Source organism: Devosia sp. 2618 (genome assembly GCF_040546815.1).
In the GTDB taxonomy this organism is placed as follows: Bacteria; Pseudomonadota; Alphaproteobacteria; order Rhizobiales; family Devosiaceae; genus Devosia.
The window spans coordinates 1,391,445-1,409,616 of record NZ_JBEPOO010000001.1; the positions used below are offsets into that span (position 1 = coordinate 1,391,445).

General features: G+C 60.8%; 16 protein-coding genes. 10 read left to right on the forward strand and 6 right to left on the reverse strand.

What is annotated here, in order from left to right; translation table 11 throughout:
• From sufD to ABIE28_RS06955, 5 genes are all read left to right on the forward strand, one after another.
• Entirely contained in the window at positions 1-1,209 is a 1,209-nt protein-coding gene (gene sufD, locus ABIE28_RS06935) for a Fe-S cluster assembly protein SufD (protein WP_354061378.1), read from the forward strand.
• Between the two features lie 234 nt (positions 1,210-1,443).
• Positions 1,444-2,664, forward strand: coding sequence for a cysteine desulfurase (locus ABIE28_RS06940; protein WP_354061380.1), 1,221 nt, complete (start codon positions 1,444-1,446; stop codon positions 2,662-2,664).
• Positions 2,665-2,676: 12 nt separating this feature from the next.
• A complete protein-coding gene (locus ABIE28_RS06945; RefSeq protein WP_354061382.1) occupies positions 2,677-3,072 on the forward strand; it encodes an SUF system Fe-S cluster assembly protein in 396 nt (131 codons plus the stop codon).
• A 52-nt stretch (positions 3,073-3,124) separates the two neighbouring features.
• A complete protein-coding gene (locus ABIE28_RS06950; RefSeq protein WP_354061384.1) occupies positions 3,125-3,505 on the forward strand; it encodes a HesB/IscA family protein in 381 nt (126 codons plus the stop codon).
• A 288-nt stretch (positions 3,506-3,793) separates the two neighbouring features.
• Entirely contained in the window at positions 3,794-5,074 is a 1,281-nt protein-coding gene (locus tag ABIE28_RS06955; RefSeq protein ID WP_354061385.1) for a 3-phosphoshikimate 1-carboxyvinyltransferase, read from the forward strand.
• Positions 5,075-5,086: 12 nt separating this feature from the next.
• Here ABIE28_RS06955 and ABIE28_RS06960 read toward each other — a convergent pair whose 3' ends face one another.
• The 4 genes from ABIE28_RS06960 to parE form a co-directional block, all read right to left on the reverse strand.
• Positions 5,087-6,142, reverse strand: coding sequence for a GGDEF domain-containing protein (locus tag ABIE28_RS06960; RefSeq protein WP_354061387.1), 1,056 nt, complete (start codon positions 6,140-6,142; stop codon positions 5,087-5,089).
• 145 nt (positions 6,143-6,287) lie between these two features.
• Entirely contained in the window at positions 6,288-7,775 is a 1,488-nt protein-coding gene (locus tag ABIE28_RS06965; RefSeq protein WP_354061389.1) for a DEAD/DEAH box helicase, read from the reverse strand.
• A 329-nt stretch (positions 7,776-8,104) separates the two neighbouring features.
• Positions 8,105-9,259, reverse strand: a complete 1,155-nt coding sequence (locus ABIE28_RS06970) for a cytochrome P450 (protein ID WP_354061391.1) — start codon at positions 9,257-9,259, stop codon at positions 8,105-8,107.
• A gap of 178 nt (positions 9,260-9,437) precedes the next feature.
• The gene (parE, locus tag ABIE28_RS06975) at positions 9,438-11,456 is read right to left on the reverse strand and encodes a DNA topoisomerase IV subunit B (protein ID WP_354061393.1); all 2,019 of its coding nucleotides are present in this window, start codon (positions 11,454-11,456) and stop codon (positions 9,438-9,440) included.
• A gap of 192 nt (positions 11,457-11,648) precedes the next feature.
• On the opposite strand from parE, the gene ABIE28_RS06980 reads away from it, so the two are divergent.
• From ABIE28_RS06980 to ABIE28_RS06995, 4 genes are all read left to right on the forward strand, one after another.
• The gene (locus ABIE28_RS06980; RefSeq protein WP_354061395.1) at positions 11,649-11,972 is read left to right on the forward strand and encodes a hypothetical protein; all 324 of its coding nucleotides are present in this window, start codon (positions 11,649-11,651) and stop codon (positions 11,970-11,972) included.
• 564 nt (positions 11,973-12,536) lie between these two features.
• Entirely contained in the window at positions 12,537-14,057 is a 1,521-nt protein-coding gene (locus ABIE28_RS06985; RefSeq protein WP_354061397.1) for an ATP-binding cassette domain-containing protein, read from the forward strand.
• Between the two features lie 103 nt (positions 14,058-14,160).
• Entirely contained in the window at positions 14,161-14,841 is a 681-nt protein-coding gene (locus ABIE28_RS06990; RefSeq protein ID WP_354061399.1) for a PilZ domain-containing protein, read from the forward strand.
• 133 nt (positions 14,842-14,974) lie between these two features.
• Positions 14,975-15,661 carry a PilZ domain-containing protein gene (locus ABIE28_RS06995; protein WP_354061401.1) on the forward strand — a complete coding sequence of 229 codons (687 nt, stop codon included), beginning with the start codon at positions 14,975-14,977 and terminating at the stop codon, positions 15,659-15,661.
• Between the two features lie 67 nt (positions 15,662-15,728).
• On the opposite strand, the gene glnA is transcribed toward ABIE28_RS06995, so the two are convergent.
• Together glnA and ABIE28_RS07005 are read right to left on the reverse strand one after the other, a co-directional pair.
• Positions 15,729-17,138, reverse strand: a complete 1,410-nt coding sequence (gene glnA / locus ABIE28_RS07000; RefSeq protein ID WP_354061403.1) for a type I glutamate--ammonia ligase — start codon at positions 17,136-17,138, stop codon at positions 15,729-15,731.
• A 72-nt stretch (positions 17,139-17,210) separates the two neighbouring features.
• Positions 17,211-17,549 carry a P-II family nitrogen regulator gene (locus ABIE28_RS07005; RefSeq protein ID WP_354061405.1) on the reverse strand — a complete coding sequence of 113 codons (339 nt, stop codon included), beginning with the start codon at positions 17,547-17,549 and terminating at the stop codon, positions 17,211-17,213.
• Between the two features lie 218 nt (positions 17,550-17,767).
• On the opposite strand from ABIE28_RS07005, the gene ABIE28_RS07010 reads away from it, so the two are divergent.
• Complete coding sequence (locus ABIE28_RS07010; RefSeq protein ID WP_354061407.1) at positions 17,768-18,118, forward strand: nuclear transport factor 2 family protein; 351 nt, start codon at positions 17,768-17,770, stop codon at positions 18,116-18,118.
• Positions 18,119-18,172: the final 54 nt, after the last annotated feature.

Sequence of the window (18,172 nt, forward strand, 5' to 3'; positions counted from 1 at the left end):
ATGACCCTGTCCATTCCCGTCCGGCTCGGAGCAGCCGAGAACACACTGATCGAGCAGCTCAACTCTGTTGGCGCGACGGCTGAAGCCGAACGCATCACCATTGCTGGCCTGCCGACCCGTCGCGTCGAGGCCTATCACTATACCGACCTCAAGACGCTGCTGCGGACCATTCCGCCGCTGGCCCAGGCTGCCAACGAAGCCAGCGCTCCTGCGCTGCGCGTTCCCGGCGCCTATCAGCTGATGATCGCCAATGGCGTGGTCCAGACGGCCTCTACGGCACCAGCAGGCGTTATCGTGGGCAAGACCGCCGGTGGCGTCCTGTCGACCCGCGATGATGTGCTGGTGCACCTCAATGGCGCGCTCGCCAAGGAAAGCCTGACCCTGACGCTCGAAAACAGCGTCGATCCGGTGATCCAGATCGAGCGTCGCATCGAAGGCGCAGCCGCCCATGTCGCCGACTCGGTCAAGATCTTCGTGGCTGACAACGCGTCGGCCGTGATCCTCGAAACCTTCTCGGGTTCCGACGCAGCTCACGTCGGCAACCACGGCACCTATCTTGCCCTGGGCAAGAACGCCGTCGTCACCCACGTCACGATTGACCTGTCGCCGCGCGCTGCAGCCCATTTCGCCAGCAACGAGTACCATCTCGCCGATGGCGCCAAGCTGCGCACGCTGGTCATCCATGCCGGCGCCGGCCTCAGCCGTACCCAAGTTTTCCCGCGCTATGAAGGCGAAGGCGCTCACGGCGACATCACGGGCCTGAATCTGGTGTCCGACGGCCAGCACGCCGACATCACCATGGATGCTCTGCACGCCGTGCCAGGCACTACGTCCCAGCCGCTGTTCAAGTCGATTGCCCGCGGTCGCGGCAAGTCGGTGGTGCAGGGCAAGCTGGTCGTGGCGCGCGACGCCCAGAAGACCGATGCCAAGTTCATGCATCAGGGCCTGATGCTGTCGGACGAAGCTGAGATTCTCAGCAAGCCTGAGCTCGAGATCTATGCCGACGACGTCGTTTGCGGCCATGGCTCGACCTGCGGCAAGCTCGACGAAGACAGCATGTTCTATCTGATGAGCCGCGGCATCCCCAAGGAAGAAGCCGAAACCATGCTGGTGCGCGGTTTCCTCGAGGAACTCGTCGACCCCATCGAAGACGAAGCCCTCGCCGAAGCCCTGCACGGCATCATCGACGGCTGGCTGCTGGGTAAGTAGTGCCGATCTCCTCTTCACCTCTCCCCTCGGGGGGATAGGTCGGCGCGCAGCGCCGGGTGAGGGGGCCTTTACGGGGCTAGGGCACCAACGTGCCATGCCCACAGCCCGGCACCTCCCCCTCGACGGGGGAGGACGGGAGGGGTGTTGAGAGCCCCGATATTGGGGCCAATCCAGCCCCACCCTTGATCCCTCCCCGCAAGGGGGAGGGTGTCGACTGAGACATTGGGAATTTGCATGACCTTCGACCTCGAAAAAGTCCGCGCCGATTTTCCGATCCTGTCCGAGGTCATCCACGGCCATCGGCTGGTCTATCTCGATAGCGGCGCATCGGCGCAAAAGCCGGTGCAGGTGCTCGACCGGATGGATTATGCCTTCCGCCACGAATACGCCAACGTGCATCGGGGCCTTCACACGCTCGCCAATCGTGCCACCGAGGCCTATGAAGGCGGGCGTGAAGCCGCGCGCAAATTCCTCAATGCTGGCCGCGTTGAAGAGATCATCTTCACCCGCTCGGCCACCGAGGCGATCAACCTTGTCGCGCAGTCCTTTGCCGGTCCGCGCATCAGCGAAGGCGACGAGATCGTGACCACGATCATGGAGCACCACTCCAATATCGTGCCATGGCACTTCCATCGCGAGCGCAAGGGCGCGGTCATCAAATGGGTCGATGTCCGCGATGATGGCAGCTTCGATATTGACGCCTTCGCCGCCGCGCTGACCGACCGCACCCGTATGGTTGCGGTTACCCATATGTCCAACGTACTGGGCACCATCACCCCAGTTAAAGACATAGTCGAGATCGCGCATGCCCGTGGCATTCCGGTGCTGATCGACGGCAGCCAGGGCGCGGTTCACACCACAGTGGACGTGCAGGACATCGGCGCCGATTTCTACGTCATGACCGGCCACAAGCTTTACGGCCCGACGGGCATCGGCGTGCTCTATGGCAAATACGACCTGCTGGCCGAAATGCAGCCCTATATGGGCGGCGGCGAAATGATCGACGTCGTGACCATGGACACCGTCACCTATAACGAGCCACCGCACCGTTTCGAGGCCGGCACGCCCCCGATCGTTCAGGCCATCGGCCTCGGCGCGGCGCTGACCTATATGGAAACGCTGGGCCGCGACGCCATTGCCGGACACGAGCATGCCGTGGCCGAATACGCCCACGAACGCCTCAGTCGGATCAATTCGCTGCGCATGATCGGCACGGCGCCGGGGAAGGGCGGTATCTTCTCGTTTGAAATCGCCGGCGCCCACGCCCATGACGTCTCCACTATTCTCGACCGCTACGGCATTGCCGTCCGCGCCGGCACGCATTGCGCGATGCCGCTGCTCAAACGTTTCGGTGTCACCTCTACCTGCCGCGCCTCCTTCGCCCTATATAACGGCAAGGACGACGTGGACGCGCTGGTGGACGGCATCGAACGCGCCCAGAAATTTTTCGCGTAACGCGAGGACCACATGACCGACGAACCCGAAATCGCTCCCGCACCGGCTATCCCGGATCAGCGCATCCAGCCCACAATTTCGAGCGAGCTGCCGGAATCGGAAGTCGAGCGCATCACGTCCGATCTGATCGGCGCGCTCAAGACCGTCTACGACCCGGAAATCCCGGTCGATATCTATGAGCTGGGCCTGATCTACAAGGTCGATCTCGACGACGACCGCAACCTTGTCATTGACATGACCCTGACAGCGCCTGGCTGCCCGGTTGCCGGCGAAATGCCCGGCTGGGTTGAGAACGCCGCGCGTGGCGTCGAAGGCATTCAGGACGTGACGGTCAACATGGTGTTTGATCCGCCATGGGACGCTACACGGATGAGTGAAGAAGCCCAGGTTGCGCTGAACTGGTGGTAATTCGGCGCGCTTCACGCTATATATCGTGAAATGCCGATAGAAAGTGACGTCCATGGCCTTCAAGATCATGTCGCTGACCGATGCCGCCGCCGAGCGCATCACCGAGATCATCGAAGATTCCGATAAGCCCGTCATCGGCCTGCGCATCGGCATCAAGAATTCCGGCTGCGCTGGCGTTGCCTATACGATGGATTACGTCGCCGAGCCGGTGAAGGGCGACGACCACGTCACCGACAAGGGCGTCAACGTCTGGATCGACCCCAAGGCGACCATGTACCTGCTCGGCACGGTGATGGATTTCGAAACCGCCAAGATGAGCTCGGGCTTTACCTTCAAGAACCCCAACCAGACCGGCGAATGTGGCTGCGGCGAAAGTGTGACCCTCAAGCCTGCGGACTTGAGGGCAATTGCCGAGGCGAGAGCAACGGCCTGAAGCCCAGATGCATCACGAAACGATACGATCCCCGCGAAAGCGGGGATTTTTGTTTCTGCGCTGTCTATCCCAAGCAAGAATACCCCCACCTAACCTCCCCCTGAAAAGGGGGAGGAATCCCATCCAGTTTGCGGCACAATCTCATGACACCCAACGGCCGGATTCCTCCCCCTATCAGGGGTAGGCGAGGTGGGGGTACTCCGATCCCTCCCATCAAACGCATATCGGACAATCTTGGTAGCAACCCAGTTGCACCGCGCGTCACCATGAGGCATTGATCCGGCCATCATGCTGAACCCACTTCCGCCTGCGCTCGCCATCACTCCGCCAAACCGTCCGCTTGTCGGTCGCGTTTCGCCGCCGGGGTCGAAATCCATCACCAACCGTGCGCTCTTGCTCGCGGCGCTTGCCAACGGCACCAGCCGTTTGACCGGCGCGCTCAAGAGCAAGGACACGACCCTGATGGCAGCCGCTTTGCGGCAGATGGGCGTGACCGTGGAAGAGCCCGACGCGACCAGCTTTGTGGTGACCAGCACAGGCCGCTTGCAGCAGCCGGGTGGCCCGCTATTCCTCGGCAATGCCGGCACGGCCACTCGTTTCCTGACCGCCGCCGTTGCAACCGTCGATGGCGAAGTCATCGTCGACGGCGATGACGAAATGCGCGTTCGGCCGATTGGCCCACTGGTTACCGCCTTGCAGTCCCTCGGTATCGACGCAACCAGCCCAACCGGTTGCCCGCCCGTCACCGTTCGCGGCAAGGGTAGCTTTGGTGCCGGCCGCGTCGAGATCGATGGCGGCCTCTCCAGCCAGTATGTTTCGGCCCTGCTGATGGCCGCGCCGCTTGGCGACGCCCAGATCGAGGTTGCGCTGACGGGCACCGAAATCGGCGCGCGCGGCTATGTGGAACTGACGCTGGCCGCCATGCGCAGCTTTGGCGCGCAGGTCGAGCAGGTCGATGCCGGCACCTGGCTGGTGCAGCCGACTGGCTATGTCGCGACCGATCTATTGGTCGAGCCCGACGCCTCGGCGGCAACCTATCTCTGGGGCATCGAGGCGCTGACAGGCGGCAAGATCGACCTTGGGATGGCGGCTGACGCCTTCACGCAGCCAGACGCCGCTGCGCAGGCCATTATCGCGCAATTCCCCGATATGCCTGCCGTGATCGACGGCTCGCAGATGCAGGACGCCGTGCCGACGTTGGCGGTGCTCGCCGCGTTCAACAACCACCCGGTGCGCTTCGTCGGCATTGCCAATCTGCGCGTCAAAGAAACCGATCGCATCCGTGCCGTCGCCAACGAGCTCAATCGCATCCTGCCGGGCCTCGGCACCGAGGAGGGCGATGATCTGCTGGTGGCGTCCGATCCCGATCTGGCGGCCAAGGTGGCGGGGCGCAATTCGCGTGCCAAGATCGAGACCTATCACGATCATCGTATCGCCATGAGCTTTGCCCTGGCGGGCCTGCGTGTTCCGGGAATCGTTATTTTGGACCCAGCCTGCACCGGCAAGACCTATCCCGCCTATTGGGACATGCTGGCGGCTTTGGGCGTCGAACTGACGCCGACGACATAGGGCCGTCTAGTCCTAGCCGACCGCGCGGCGTGGCGGTGCGTTTTCGAGTTCTTTTTCGCTGAGCACGCGGTTACGCCCCGCGTGCTTGGCGGCATACAGGCACCGGTCAGCCCGCTCGATCAGCGATGACGCCGTGTCATTGGGCCGGAACGCGGCAACGCCAAAAGACGCCGTGATGCGGCCGAGCTTTTCATTGGTCGACCGCTTGAGCAATTCCTTGGCCTGAATGGCGCTGCGCACATTCTCGGCCACGATCACCGCGCCTTCGACATCGGTCGATGGCAGGATAGCCACGAATTCTTCGCCGCCATAGCGCGCGGCAAGATCCTTGCCCTTGATATTGGACTTCAGTGTCATCGCCACGAGGCGCAACACCTGGTCGCCGGTCTGGTGGCCATAGGTGTCGTTGAAATTTTTGAAGTGATCGATATCGACGATCATCAGCGATAGTGGCGTGCCGTCGGCCTTGGCCTCGGCAATCGCATTCTCCATGCCTTCGTCGAAGCTTTTGCGATTGGCGATCTTGGTCAGCGGATCGAGCATCGATTCGCGCCGCACATGGTCGAGATCGCGCTGCAGCGAGGCAATGTCGTCGCGCGAGGCCGCAAGCTGGCTCTCAAGCGCGTGGTTGTTTTCCTGCATGCGTCGCGTTTCCGCAAGCAGCGTGCTGGTCAGCGCCTTGATCGCGCTGGCCGACATTTCGCCGTCCAGCACATCACTGGCCGCATCAAGAGAGCCGGAATAGGCCTGAGCCGTGCTCATCGCAGAATCGATGGCCTTGTGCACGGCGCCAATGCGCTCGTGCATCCGCTCCGAAACATCGGAAATGCGGTCGCTCATGTCTGATTTGAGAAACTCATCATAAAGCGTTTCGGCGAGGTCTGCCGTTGGCGCGTCGCCGGAGCGGAAGATGGCATTGATCCGGGTATTTAGGTTCGGATTGACGCCGGTTGAGTAAGTGTAAAGTAGCTCATAGAATTGAGGATACGGCGGAATTCCGCTCCGCTTCAGCAAATCAAATGCTGAGTTGGCATAACCGAGAGCGCGTTTGAATTCCTGATCGGACAACTCTACCCCTCGCGCAACGTTGCGCCTCGTCCAGCCCGATTTGCACCGTGGCTGGAGTCACAGACATAGTTAACGCCGAGGTCTTAATGAACACAACTGTGCACTCGCAATAAAGCGAGTACTTGCACAGTCATTTCGTGATTCATTACCCGGCGATGCGGGTTGGGCGCAGCAGAAACGCTGGGATTGGGCCGTCATTGCCGAATGGGGACGTACTGTTGCTTACGTCCGAATCATTATCCGTCGCCTTTGGCCGCTCGCGACTGTTGCGCTGTGGGCGCTGTGCGTTGCGTGGCGGATTGGCCCGCTCGGCTGGCTCGGCCTTTTCAACCTTCTCGACAGCAACGGGTGCTGCTGGCTCGACGATCTTTTCAGGCGCAACCTGCGCTGCTGCGGCTTCCGCTTCCTTGCGGGTGCGTGGGCCACCGCGACGCGAGCGTGCGGGACGGGCAGGGCGCTCGGCTGCGTCTTCTTCGGTCGCGGGTGCGGCTGCCGTCGGCTTGCTCGATGTTTCGAGCCAGTCGATCGGCTTCTGGATCAGCTTGAGAATAGCATCGAGATGCTTGCTGTCGGCCGGGCCAACCAGCGTATAGGCAACGCCCAGACGACCGGCACGACCAGTCCGGCCGATACGGTGCACATAGTCTTCGGCATGCACTGGAACATCGAAGTTGAACACGTGGCTCACAGCTGGAATGTCGAGGCCGCGCGCTGCAACGTCGCTGGCGACCAGCAGTGTCAGACGGTTGTTCTTGAACGCATCGAGCGTTTCGGTGCGGCTCTTCTGGTCCATATCGCCATGCAGCGCGCCGGCACTAAAGCCGTGGCGTTCGAGCGAGCGGGCAAGTGTCGCCACGTCGCGCTTGCGATTGCAGAAGATGATCGCGTTGGTCAGGGCTTCGGAGCCCTTGATCAGGTCGCGCAGCGCAGCGCGCTTGTCTTCAGGCTTGGAGCCGACCTTGACCAGCTTCTGGTCGATGGTGTCGGCCGTCGATGCTGCGCGAGAAACCTGCACATGCACCGGGTCTTTGAGGAACTTCTTGGTCAGCTTCTCAATCTGCGCATCCATTGTCGCCGAGAACAGCATGGTCTGGCGGCGTGGTGGCAGGCGATTGACGATCTTTTCGATGTCGTCAATGAAGCCCATGTCGAGCATACGGTCGGCTTCGTCGATGACGAGGATTTCAACCCCGTTGAGCATGATCTTGCCGCGCTCGATCTGGTCGAGCAGGCGGCCGGGCGTGGCGATCAAAACGTCAACGCCGCGATCGAGCTTCTTGTTCTGGTCTTCAAACGACACGCCGCCGATGATCAGCGCCATGGTGAGACGGTGGTTCTTGCCGTACTTCTCGAAGTTCTCGGAAACCTGCGCTGCGAGTTCGCGCGTCGGTTCGAGAATGAGCGTACGGGGCATACGAGCGCGGGCGCGGCCGTTTTCCAGCAAATGCAGCATGGGCAGCACAAAGCTTGCCGTCTTGCCGGTGCCGGTCTGCGCGATGCCGATGACATCCTTCTTCTGCAGGACATGCGGAATGGCCTGCGCCTGGATCTCGGTTGGCTTGGTATAGCCAGCAGCCAGAACAGCATCGGTTACTTTGGTGGACAGGCCCAGCCCGGAAAAATCATCAGTCAAGTTCGGTAATTCCACTCAGAATATGTGGCCCGGGGCCAGTTCCAGTTCGAGACATTCGAACGGTACTCCGGGGTCTTCAGTAGTGGGCGGGAATTCAGCACGCGAACGCGTCCACAACTGGCGGCCACCGGACGGAATGCAGAACCTGCAATAATACAGCGGGGTGACCCTGGGGAAAATTCGGCGATGAGCGCGCATGAGTAGTAACACGGCGTCAAACCGGAAATGCTCCAGCGGCGCGGACCATAGCGCAAACCCCTTGTGAGTCAACGGGTCTGCGGGTTTTAGGGTTATCAAGGGCTGCCAGATTGCTCCGGCAGCCCTTCGCACTAGTCCAGATGCACTGCAAAGCGCTCAACAATACGCGTCAGCTGCGGCAGAAAAACCGTGTCGCCGAGTGGTCGCACACGCGCTTCCACAAGCAAAGCTCCGACCGCCGCCTCGGTCACGACCGAGCTGATATGTCGCCCGAGGCAGGCATGCGCCCCCACACCAAACGACAGATGGCGATTATTCGCCCGATTGGGATCGAACAGCAGGGGCTCCGGAAAGGCCGTTTCATCAAGGTTTCCGGCGGCCCACCACATCATCAGCGGTGAACCCGCAACAATATGGTGACCGTTCCAGTCGATGTCCTCATGCGCAATTCGGCTGGTCAGGGTCGCCGGTGTGGCCAGCCGATAGGCTTCCTGCACAGCCGCTTTCCGGGTGAATGTGCCGTCAGCCAATTCATCGCTGAACGCCTCGCGCCGCATCAGCAGTTCCAGAACGTTGAACAGCCCTGTCGATAGCATCTCCACATTGTCGAACACGAAACTGCCGACGAGTTCGCTGGCCGAAGCCGGGCTATCCGCTGGCAGCTTTGCCGCAATGTCACGGATCAAGTCGGAGGTGCCTTCTGCCTCGCACCGCTCCAGCTGGGCCAGCAGCGCGCGCGCCGACCGGTTAGCCAAATCAGCCCCCTCCGGTGCACGGCCATTGAACTGGTCGCCAATTCGGTCGATGGCCTCCACGATGCCGGGGACTTCAGCCTCATCGAGACCAACAAACCGGCAATAGACCCGCGCCGCCAACGGCTTGGTGAAATGCTCCAACAGATCGGGTGTGGTTGCGGCCGCCAATACGGCGCGCTGTTCCCGGGCCATGGCTAACGCGAACTCCTGCAGGTTGCCGATCCGCACCGCGGACAGCCCTGCAATCACCGCCTGCCGCAAGGGTCGGTGCAGTGGCGCACTCATGGCGAAGAGGCCCCATTGGAGCAGCCGGAAGATATTGTCGCTGTCCGCCCCAAGGCCTTCGGCCGGAAACGGAAAGCCTTCGACGCGCGGGTCGCGGCCGAGTTCAAACAGGGCGTCATAGCCCAGCACGGCATAGCCGCCGCTACTCATGGCGAGGAGGCCATCGCTTTGCGACAGGGCGGCTTGATAAAATGGGAATGGGTCCTGCCAGAAGGCAGGGTCAGAGGGGACGTCGAAGACGTTCATCAGCTTTTCGCTTTTCTGAATTGAGCGCAGCAAATCGTCCCCAGCCAGCGGGCATGGGGCGACGGCGTTGGTTCAAGTCAGTTCAGCGCAAGCGGATCGAAGCGGTCATCGGAACCTCTGTAATGTCCTCAAATTAACGGCGGCTGCCAAAACTGACAACCGCCGATGGCGGCTCGGCCTAAACGTCCAGATCGGTGACGAAGGCCGCGTTTTCCTGGATGAAGTCGAAACGCGCTTCGGGCTTGGTGCCCATCAAGCGATCGACGCTGATCCGCGTGGCGTCGAGATCGTCGCGCACCTTGACCTGCAACAGCGTGCGGGATTTTGGCGACATGGTCGTTTCGCGCAGATGCGCAAACGGCATTTCGCCAAGGCCCTTGAAGCGGCTGATTTCGACCTTGCTCTTGCCGGTAAACTCGGTCGCCATCAGTTCGGTCTTGTGCGCGTCGTCGCGCGCATAAAGCGTCTTGGCGCCCTGCGTGATGCGGTAGAGCGGCGGCAGCGCCAGATAAAGGTGCCCGCCATCGATCAGCTTGGGCATTTCCTGGAAGAAGAACGTCATCAGCAGCGCAGCAATATGGGCCCCGTCCACGTCAGCATCGGTCATCACGACAATCTTGTCGTAGCGCAGATCTTCTTCGCGATAGCGATCCCGCGTGCCGCAGCCGAGCGCCTGGATCAGGTCCGCGATCAATTGGCTCGCCTGCATCTTTTCGCGGCTGGCGCCCGCCACGTTCAATATCTTGCCGCGCAGCGGCAACACGGCCTGGCTGGTGCGGTTACGCGCCTGCTTGGCCGAACCACCTGCCGAGTCACCCTCGACGATGAACAGTTCTGCGCCCTGTGCAGCCGTCTGTGTGCAGTCGGCCAGCTTGCCGGGCAGCCGCAACTTACGCGTCGCGCTGGCGCGGTCGATCTCTTTTTCCTTGCGGCGACGGAGACGTTCCTCGGCCCGCTCGATGGCCCAGTCCATCAGCTTGCCGGCCTGGTTCGGCGAGGCCGCAAGCCAATGGTCGAACGCATCGCGCAGCGCCGTATCAACGATACGCGTCGCTTCACCCGAGGCCAGCTTGTCCTTGGTCTGGCCCACAAATTCTGGCTCGCGCACGAAGACCGACAGCATGGCGCTGCAATGGGCGAAGACGTCGTCGGCCGTCAGCACGGCGGCAGCTTTGTTTTTGGTCAGCTCGGCATAGTTCTTGAGGCCGCGGAGCAGGGCGCTGCGCAGGCCCGCCTCGTGCGTGCCACCATCGGGCGTCGGCACGGTATTGCAATAAGAAGAGACCCCGCCATCGCCCAGCGTCCAGGCAACCGCCCATTCCACCGCGCCATGCTTGCCCGCCGTGCCATGGGTGCCGGTGAACAGCTCATCGACAATGCGCGTTTCGCCCTCAATGCGGGCGGTCATGAAATCCTTGAGGCCGTCGGGATAATGGAACACGGCCTTGGCCGGCGCGTCCTCGGTCACGAGGCTCTCGTCACAGCTCCAGCGCAGCTCGACGCCGGCAAACAGATACGCCTTCGCCCGCGTCATGCGGAACAGCCGCGCCGCCGAGAAATGCGCCAGATCGCCAAAAATCTGCGGATCGGGATGGAAGCGCGTGGTCGTGCCGCGACGGTTGTTCACCCGGCCGAGATGCTCGATCGCGCCCTGCGGAATACCGCGCGAAAAGCGCAGGCGATGTAGCTGCTGCTCGCGCGCCACTTCCACGACCATGTCGTCAGACAGCGCATTGACCACCGAAACGCCAACGCCGTGCAGGCCGCCGGAGGTCTCATAGGCCTTGGAATCGAACTTGCCGCCGGCGTGCAGCACGGTGTGCACGATTTCGAGCGTCGACCGGCCGGGATATTTCGGATGGTTCTCTACGGGAATGCCGCGACCGTTATCGCTGACGGTGATGTAGCCGTCTTCGCCCAGATGGACTTCGATGCGCGTCGCATGGCCGCCAATGGCTTCGTCCATCGAGTTGTCGATGACTTCGGCAAACAGGTGGTGCAGGGCATTGGCGTCGGTGCCGCCGATATACATGCCCGGACGGCGTCTGACAGGCTCAAGCCCTTCCAAAACCTCAATATCGTCAGCCGAATACGATCCCGGGGTCGCGACGGGCGCGGCCTTGGGAGTTGGCTTTACGGGTTCGGGTTGCGGGGTTGCTGCGACTGGCCCGCCGAAAAGGTCTTCTGCTTGCGACATGCACATTCCGTATCTGCGCCCGAATCAGGCGTTCCGCCTTTTAGCATATCCCAGCGATTACCCTTCGATGCCGGAACCAGAACTCTGTCCACGCTTTGTCCACAAAGCTGAACCCCGAATGAACGAGCGGTTTCGCAGTCGTTCAAGCAAGGGGATATAAGGTGCCCAATTGGACAGATTTTGGAGGCTGAGATGAACAAGTTTGTCGCATTAGCGCTGACAGCGGCTCTGTTGGGCAGCGCGTTGGCCCAACCAGCCATGGCGCAGCAGCAGCGGTTCGGTGTTTTTTTCGGTGATGAGCCACGAGACTTTTTTCCTGAACGCATCATGTGTCTGACCGATCTGCAGATCCGCACCACAGTGGCGAGCCTGGGCTACACCAACATTTTCCTTAATGTGCCAAACAAGAAGCATATTCAGGTGCGTGCGACCCGGGATGGCTGGGTTTATCTGCTCGATTTCAACTTCTGCACCGGCCAAATCGACGGCTCCCAGGAGCTACGCCGCGCCAACTAAGCGCCAGTTAGAGACAAAGTCGTCCCAAGATCGGGCGCCGTCTTTACGTTCTGTTCGTCTCTTGAAAGCACTTTCTTAAACGCGTGCTGCTAAACCAACGTCATACGGTCTTTTGTTTGGAGTTACCGTATGCGAGCCGACAGGGATCATAGTTCTGCGTACCCGGTTCCCGCCGGTTCAGTTGTCTTCGGTGTTTGGCCGCATGCCGGGTTTTCAGGTATTGCGTACCGGCTGGCCAAGTTCACCGCCCCGCGTTCCGGGGTTATCGCGCTAATGGCGGCGATGTTCTATCTCATCTAACTGCCGTGATTGATTTCCGCGCCCTGCGCGGTTATTCGTCATTGCAAGCGACACACCAACCAGGAGGGCGCGATGACATTTTCGTTCGAGCACCGCTCTCGTGGCCCCGTCCAGGCCCTGTGGCTCAAGCTGCAGGGCTGACCGGTACTGGTACGGACTTCCTTTTCTGTCTCTCCCAATCTGGTTTGCCCTTCGTGGCGGTCGTTGACCGCCTTCTGACGGCACGCGCGCCTTTTAACGCGCTTCTACTCCAGTGAGACGAAAATGGGCTCCATCAGCCTCCGCAATGCCGGCCTCGTGGCCACCGAAACTCTCTTTTCCAATCTCAACTTCGTCATCAGTGACGGCGACCGCGTCGGCCTGGTCGCAGGCAATGGCCGCGGCAAGACCACCTTGCTGCGCGCCTTGGCCGGGCAGGGTGAGCTGACATCGGGCGAGATTGTGCGCTCGCGCGGTCTCACCGTTGGCTATGTCGAGCAGGACATGCCCGAAAAAAGCATGGCCCTGACGCTCTATGATGCGGTGCTGGAAGCGTTGCCGCCGGCCGATCGGGACACCGACAGCTGGCGCGTCGATGTGGTGCTCGACGAGTTCGAGACGCCCGACACCATGCGTAACCGCAAGCTGACTGAACTCAGCGGCGGCTGGCAGCGCATTGCCCTCATCGCGCGCTGCTGGGTGCTGCAACCCGATGCACTACTGCTCGATGAACCCACCAACCATCTTGACCTCGGCAAGCTGTTCCAACTCGAAAACTGGATCAATCAGGCGGCCCGCAACATCCCGGTCATCATCGCCAGCCACGACCGGCAGTTCCTTGATGCCACGACGAACCGGACATTGTTCCTAAGGCCCGACGCGTCACACTACTACGCTTTGCCCTATAGCAAGGCCCGCATCGCTCTGGCCGAGGCCGATGAGGCCGCCGAGGCCAAGCGCGAGCGCGACCTCAAGGAAGTCAGCCGCCTGCGCAAGCAGGCCGCGAAACTCACCAATATCGGCATCAACTCCGGCAGCGACCTGCTGGTGGTCAAATCCAAATACCTGCGCGAACGCGCCGCCAAGATCGAAAACGCCGTTCTATCCCTACACAAAGAGCGCAGCGGCGATATCAAGCTCGGCAATAGCGGCGCTCAGGCCAAGGTGCTGCTCGCCATCGAAAACGTCGATGTCACCACTCCAGTGGGCGATAAGCTGTTCCGGGTGGAAAAGCTGCACGTCTTCCAGGGTGACCGGCTGGTCATTCTCGGCCGCAACGGCACGGGCAAGTCCCAGTTCATCGGTCTGGTGCATCGCGCCATGAAGGGCACCGAAACGCCCGGCATTCGCGTCAGCCCGCAGGTGGTGCCCGGCTATGTCGATCAGGCCATGAGCTTTTTGCCAGCCAGGGAATCGCCGCTCGGCTTTATCGCCGGGCGCTTCAATCAGGGCGACCAGCGCAGCATTAGCCTCTTGGCCGCGGCCGGCTTTGCCATCGAGAAGCAGGACCGCCCGATCTCCGAACTGTCCTTCGGTCAGCGGGCGCGGCTTGGTCTGTTGGCCATCCGGCTGCTCGAACCGAACTTCTACCTGCTGGACGAGCCGACCAACCACGTCGACATTCCGGGCCAGGAACGTCTTGAGGATGAAATTCTCACCCATGGTGCCACCTGCATTCTGGTGTCGCATGACCGCAGCTTTGTGCGGGGGCTCGGCAGCCGATTCTTCCTGATCGAAGGCAAAAAACTCAAGGAAGTCGACAGCCCTGAACCACACTTTGCCGCCCTCGCTATGGAGCAAAACTGACCAGCGACTGCGTCGACTTTGTCAAATAAGTAGATGCCACAGTGGGTAAAGTATTTATGTTTGCCGTCTAGCCTTCCAGCTCGGTCAAGCTGGGGGGCTGACTTTGTCGCAACAAGAACAACAACCCGTCCGCAAAACACTTCGTCCCGCTGTTCGCTTCATGGGGCAGGTGACGGGATGCTATGCGCTGTCGCAGCGCCGCGATGGTGCTGACGAGCCCGTGCCGGTCTATGCCTGCCGCCTGCTGTCGATTTCGACCAATCAGGCCAGCATCGTCACTGCCGTCGCGGTGCCAGAGGGCCAGACGGTCGTCATGCACTTCCCCGATTTTGGCATGTTGCGCGCCCAAGTGGCGCGTGAACTCCCCACCGGCTTTGCCGCCGAACTCATTCTCGACGAAGACGCCAAGGACAAGCTGGCGGCCAAGATCCGCTGGAAGCGCGACAATTCCCGCAATGCAGTGCCGGACCTGCGCGATCACCCACGTATTCTGCCGCGCAATCCGCGCTCGGTGCTGACACTTGGCGACGGCTCGCACTATCCGTGTTTCGTCATCGACATTTCCCAGTCCGGTGCTGCCGTATCGGCCGCCGTGCTGCCGGCACGCGGCGCCCATGTTGCCGTTGGTGCCATGGTGGGGCAGGTGGTGCGCCGCCTCGATATCGGCTTTGCCGTCGAGTTCAGTAAAACCCAGCCCACCGAAGAGCTGGAAAAGCGCATGGCGATGCCTCCCGGCGCCGACCTGCCAAAAACCGAGCGCCCGCCACTGCTCAAGATCGGCTGACAATGGAGCGTTGCGATGGTGAAGGACGGCTTACCAAAGCGGGGAAACCTCTACCGACCCCATGCACCGGGTTTTCACTTGGCATCTGTATAATTACGTAATGTCACTGGGCCCGGGGGGGGACGCCATTTCCGTGAACGCGCAGCATAATAAAGCCAGAAGCATCAGCAGCGTCGCCGGACGCTACGTTTTGGGCAACCAGCCCAAGCGCCCCGGTGTCAACCTCTTCGCTTGCCGCCTGCGCTCGATCTCGCCCAGTAGCTTCGCCGTCGCCGCGCCCGTCATCGGTGCCGTGGGCGAAATGGTCTCGGCCAGCTTTGAGCCCTTTGGCAGCGTGCGCGGCCGTATTTCCCGGCTGATGTCGGATGGCTTCGTGGTCGATATCGAGTGTGATCACCTGCAGCAGGCAGCCCTTGCGCAGCGCGTCGACAGCTATTGGCACAAACCCTGGCTTGGCCTCGCCGAACGCCGCGCCGAACAGCGCTACATGCCCGCCGAACCGCGCTCGGTCATCATTCTCGATGACGGCACTCCGCTTCCATGCCTCGTCGTTGATTTCTCCGCCATCGGCGCGTCCGTCTCGGCCGCTGTCCAGCCCAAGGTCGGTGATCACGTAACGGTCGGCCACGTCTCCGCCAGTGTCGTCCGCATCTTCGATGTCGGCTTTGCCGTCGCCTTCAATACGCCGCAGCCCGAAGACGAGATCGAGGGCCTGCTCGAAGCCCCGCAGGAATGGCGCAAGGCCGTCGCGGTCTTGCCCACCGGCCGGATCGACACCAGAGAAGCCGGCGACAGCGACGAAGGCTATGGCTACGACTGATCGACAAACCATCTCAGAATAACAAAAGGGCCCCTTTCGGGGCCCTTCGTTCGTCTGCCACTGGCGCTTAGGCCGAGTAGTACATTTCGTATTCGACTGGGTGTGGCGTCTGGTCGACGCGGATCACTTCAGCCATCTTCAGCTCGATATAGGCATTGATGAAATCGTCATCCATCACGCCGCCGACCTTGAGGAACTCGCGGTCCTTGTCGAGGTTTTCCAGCGCTTCGCGCAGCGAACCCGAAACGGTCGGGATTTCCTTGAGCTCTTCCTTTGGCAGCTCGTAGAGATCCTTGTCCATTGGATCGCCGGGATGGATCTTGTTCTTGATGCCGTCGAGGCCAGCCATCAGTAGGGCCGTGTAGGCCAGGTACGGGTTTGCCAGTGGATCTGGGAAACGGACTTCAACGCGCTTGGCCTTCGGCGACTGGCCGAATGGAATACGGCACGACGCCGAGCGGTTGCGAGCCGAATAGGCCAGCAGCACTGGAGCTTCAAAGCCGGGCACCAGGCGCTTGTAGCTGTTGGTGGTCGGGTTGGTGAAGGCGTTGATGGCCTTGGCATGCTTGATCACGCCGCCGATGTAGTAGAGGCAATCCATCGACAGACCGGCATACTGGTCACCGGCGAACAGCGGCTTGCCGTCTTTCCAGATCGACATATGGCAGTGCATGCCCGAACCGTTATCGCCATAAACTGGCTTTGGCAGGAAGGTCGCGGTCTTGCCATAGGCATTGGCAACCTGCTGCACGGCATACTTGTAGATCAGCACGTCGTCAGCCGACGCGATCATCTGCTTGTACTTCAGGCCCAGCTCGTGCTGAGCGGACGCCACTTCGTGGTGGTGCTTTTCGATGATGACGCCCATCTGGCCCATCGCTTCGAGCATTTCGCCACGCATGTCCTGCGCGCTGTCGAGCGGCGGAACCGGGAAGTAGCCCTTCTTGAGGCCGATATGGTGGCCGTTGTTGCCGCCTTCATAGTCGGCATCGTTGTTGGTCGGCAGTTCCGACGCGTCGATCTGGAAGCCAACCTTGTAGGTGGTGGTGGAATACTTCACGTCGTCGAAAATGAAGAATTCTGGCTCTGGGCCGAACACCACGGTGTCGCCGATACCCAGCGTCTTGACCAGGGCTTCAGCCTTCTTGGCGATCGAGCGTGGATCGCGGTTGTAGGGCTGGTAGGTCGATGGCTCGAGAATGTCGCAGTTGATGGCGAGGGTCGAAGCCGAGAAGAACGGGTCGATATAGGCTGATTCCGGATCGGGCATCAGCACCATGTCGGACTCGTTGATGGCCTTCCACCCGACAATCGAGGAGCCGTCAAACATCACGCCGTCTTCGAACATGTCGGCATCGACGACGGAAGCATCCATCGTGACGTGCTGCAGCTTGCCGCGCAGGTCGGTAAAGCGCACGTCGAGATACTTGATGTTCTCGTCTTTCATGCGCTGGATAATGTCTGCTCCGGTGGTCATTTGACGTCCTCTGTCTAAATCGGAATGCTTGTTGGGTAGGTTCACGGCTGGCGTCGCGTTGGGGCAGGGCCCCTAGAGCGCGTCGTCGCCGAATTCTCCGGTGCGGATACGAATGGCCTGCTCGACGGTGTAGACGAAAATCTTGCCATCACCGATCCGACCGGTTTGCGCGGCGTTACGGATCGCTTCGATGGCTTTTTCGGCTAGCTCGTCGGGGCACACGACCTCGACCTTAACTTTGGGTAGAAAATCGACGACGTATTCGGCGCCGCGATAAAGTTCGGTATGACCCTTCTGGCGGCCAAAGCCCTTGGCTTCGGTCACGGTAATGCCCTGCAGACCAACTTCCTGCAGTGCCTCCTTGACCTCGTCGAGCTTGAACGGCTTTACGATAGCCTCGATCTTTTTCATTTGCGCCTCCATGTGCCGCATGCGGCGGATACCGCCAACCCGTATGCATGCTCTGTGCCACGCTGATGCGAAGCAAAAAAATCTTTTCGTATGAATGACTTAACTTAGTCAGGCGGGAGTGTCGTGAACAGCGATCATGCACTGCATGGCTAAATTAGCGCCAAACTGCACAAAATATATGCAATAGCCTCACTTTCTTTCCGAAGGACACTAACGCGATGTCTAATATGACGCCACTGCAATGCGTCGAACTGCAGTTCGATGCCTATAATGCGCGCGATTTGTCGCGCTTTCTGGAGGCCTTCGCCGAAGACGTGCAAAGCTTCCGCCTGCCGGAAATGACGCCGACTTTGACCGGAAAGGCCAGTTATGCGGCGTTTTACGCCGAGCAACGCTTCAATCGGCCAGGCCTGCGCGCCGAGCTGATCAACCGCATTGTGGTGGGCAATACCGTCATCGACCACGAGCTGATCCATGGCCTGGGCGGTGCGCCAATCGAGACCGCGATCATGTTCGTTATAGAGAATGGACTGATCAACAAGGTCTTTGCCATTCCCGGCAAATCGTAAAGCTAGGCTTTGACGGGCTTTGCTTCTTCATATAGATGCATCGCCAACCCGGCC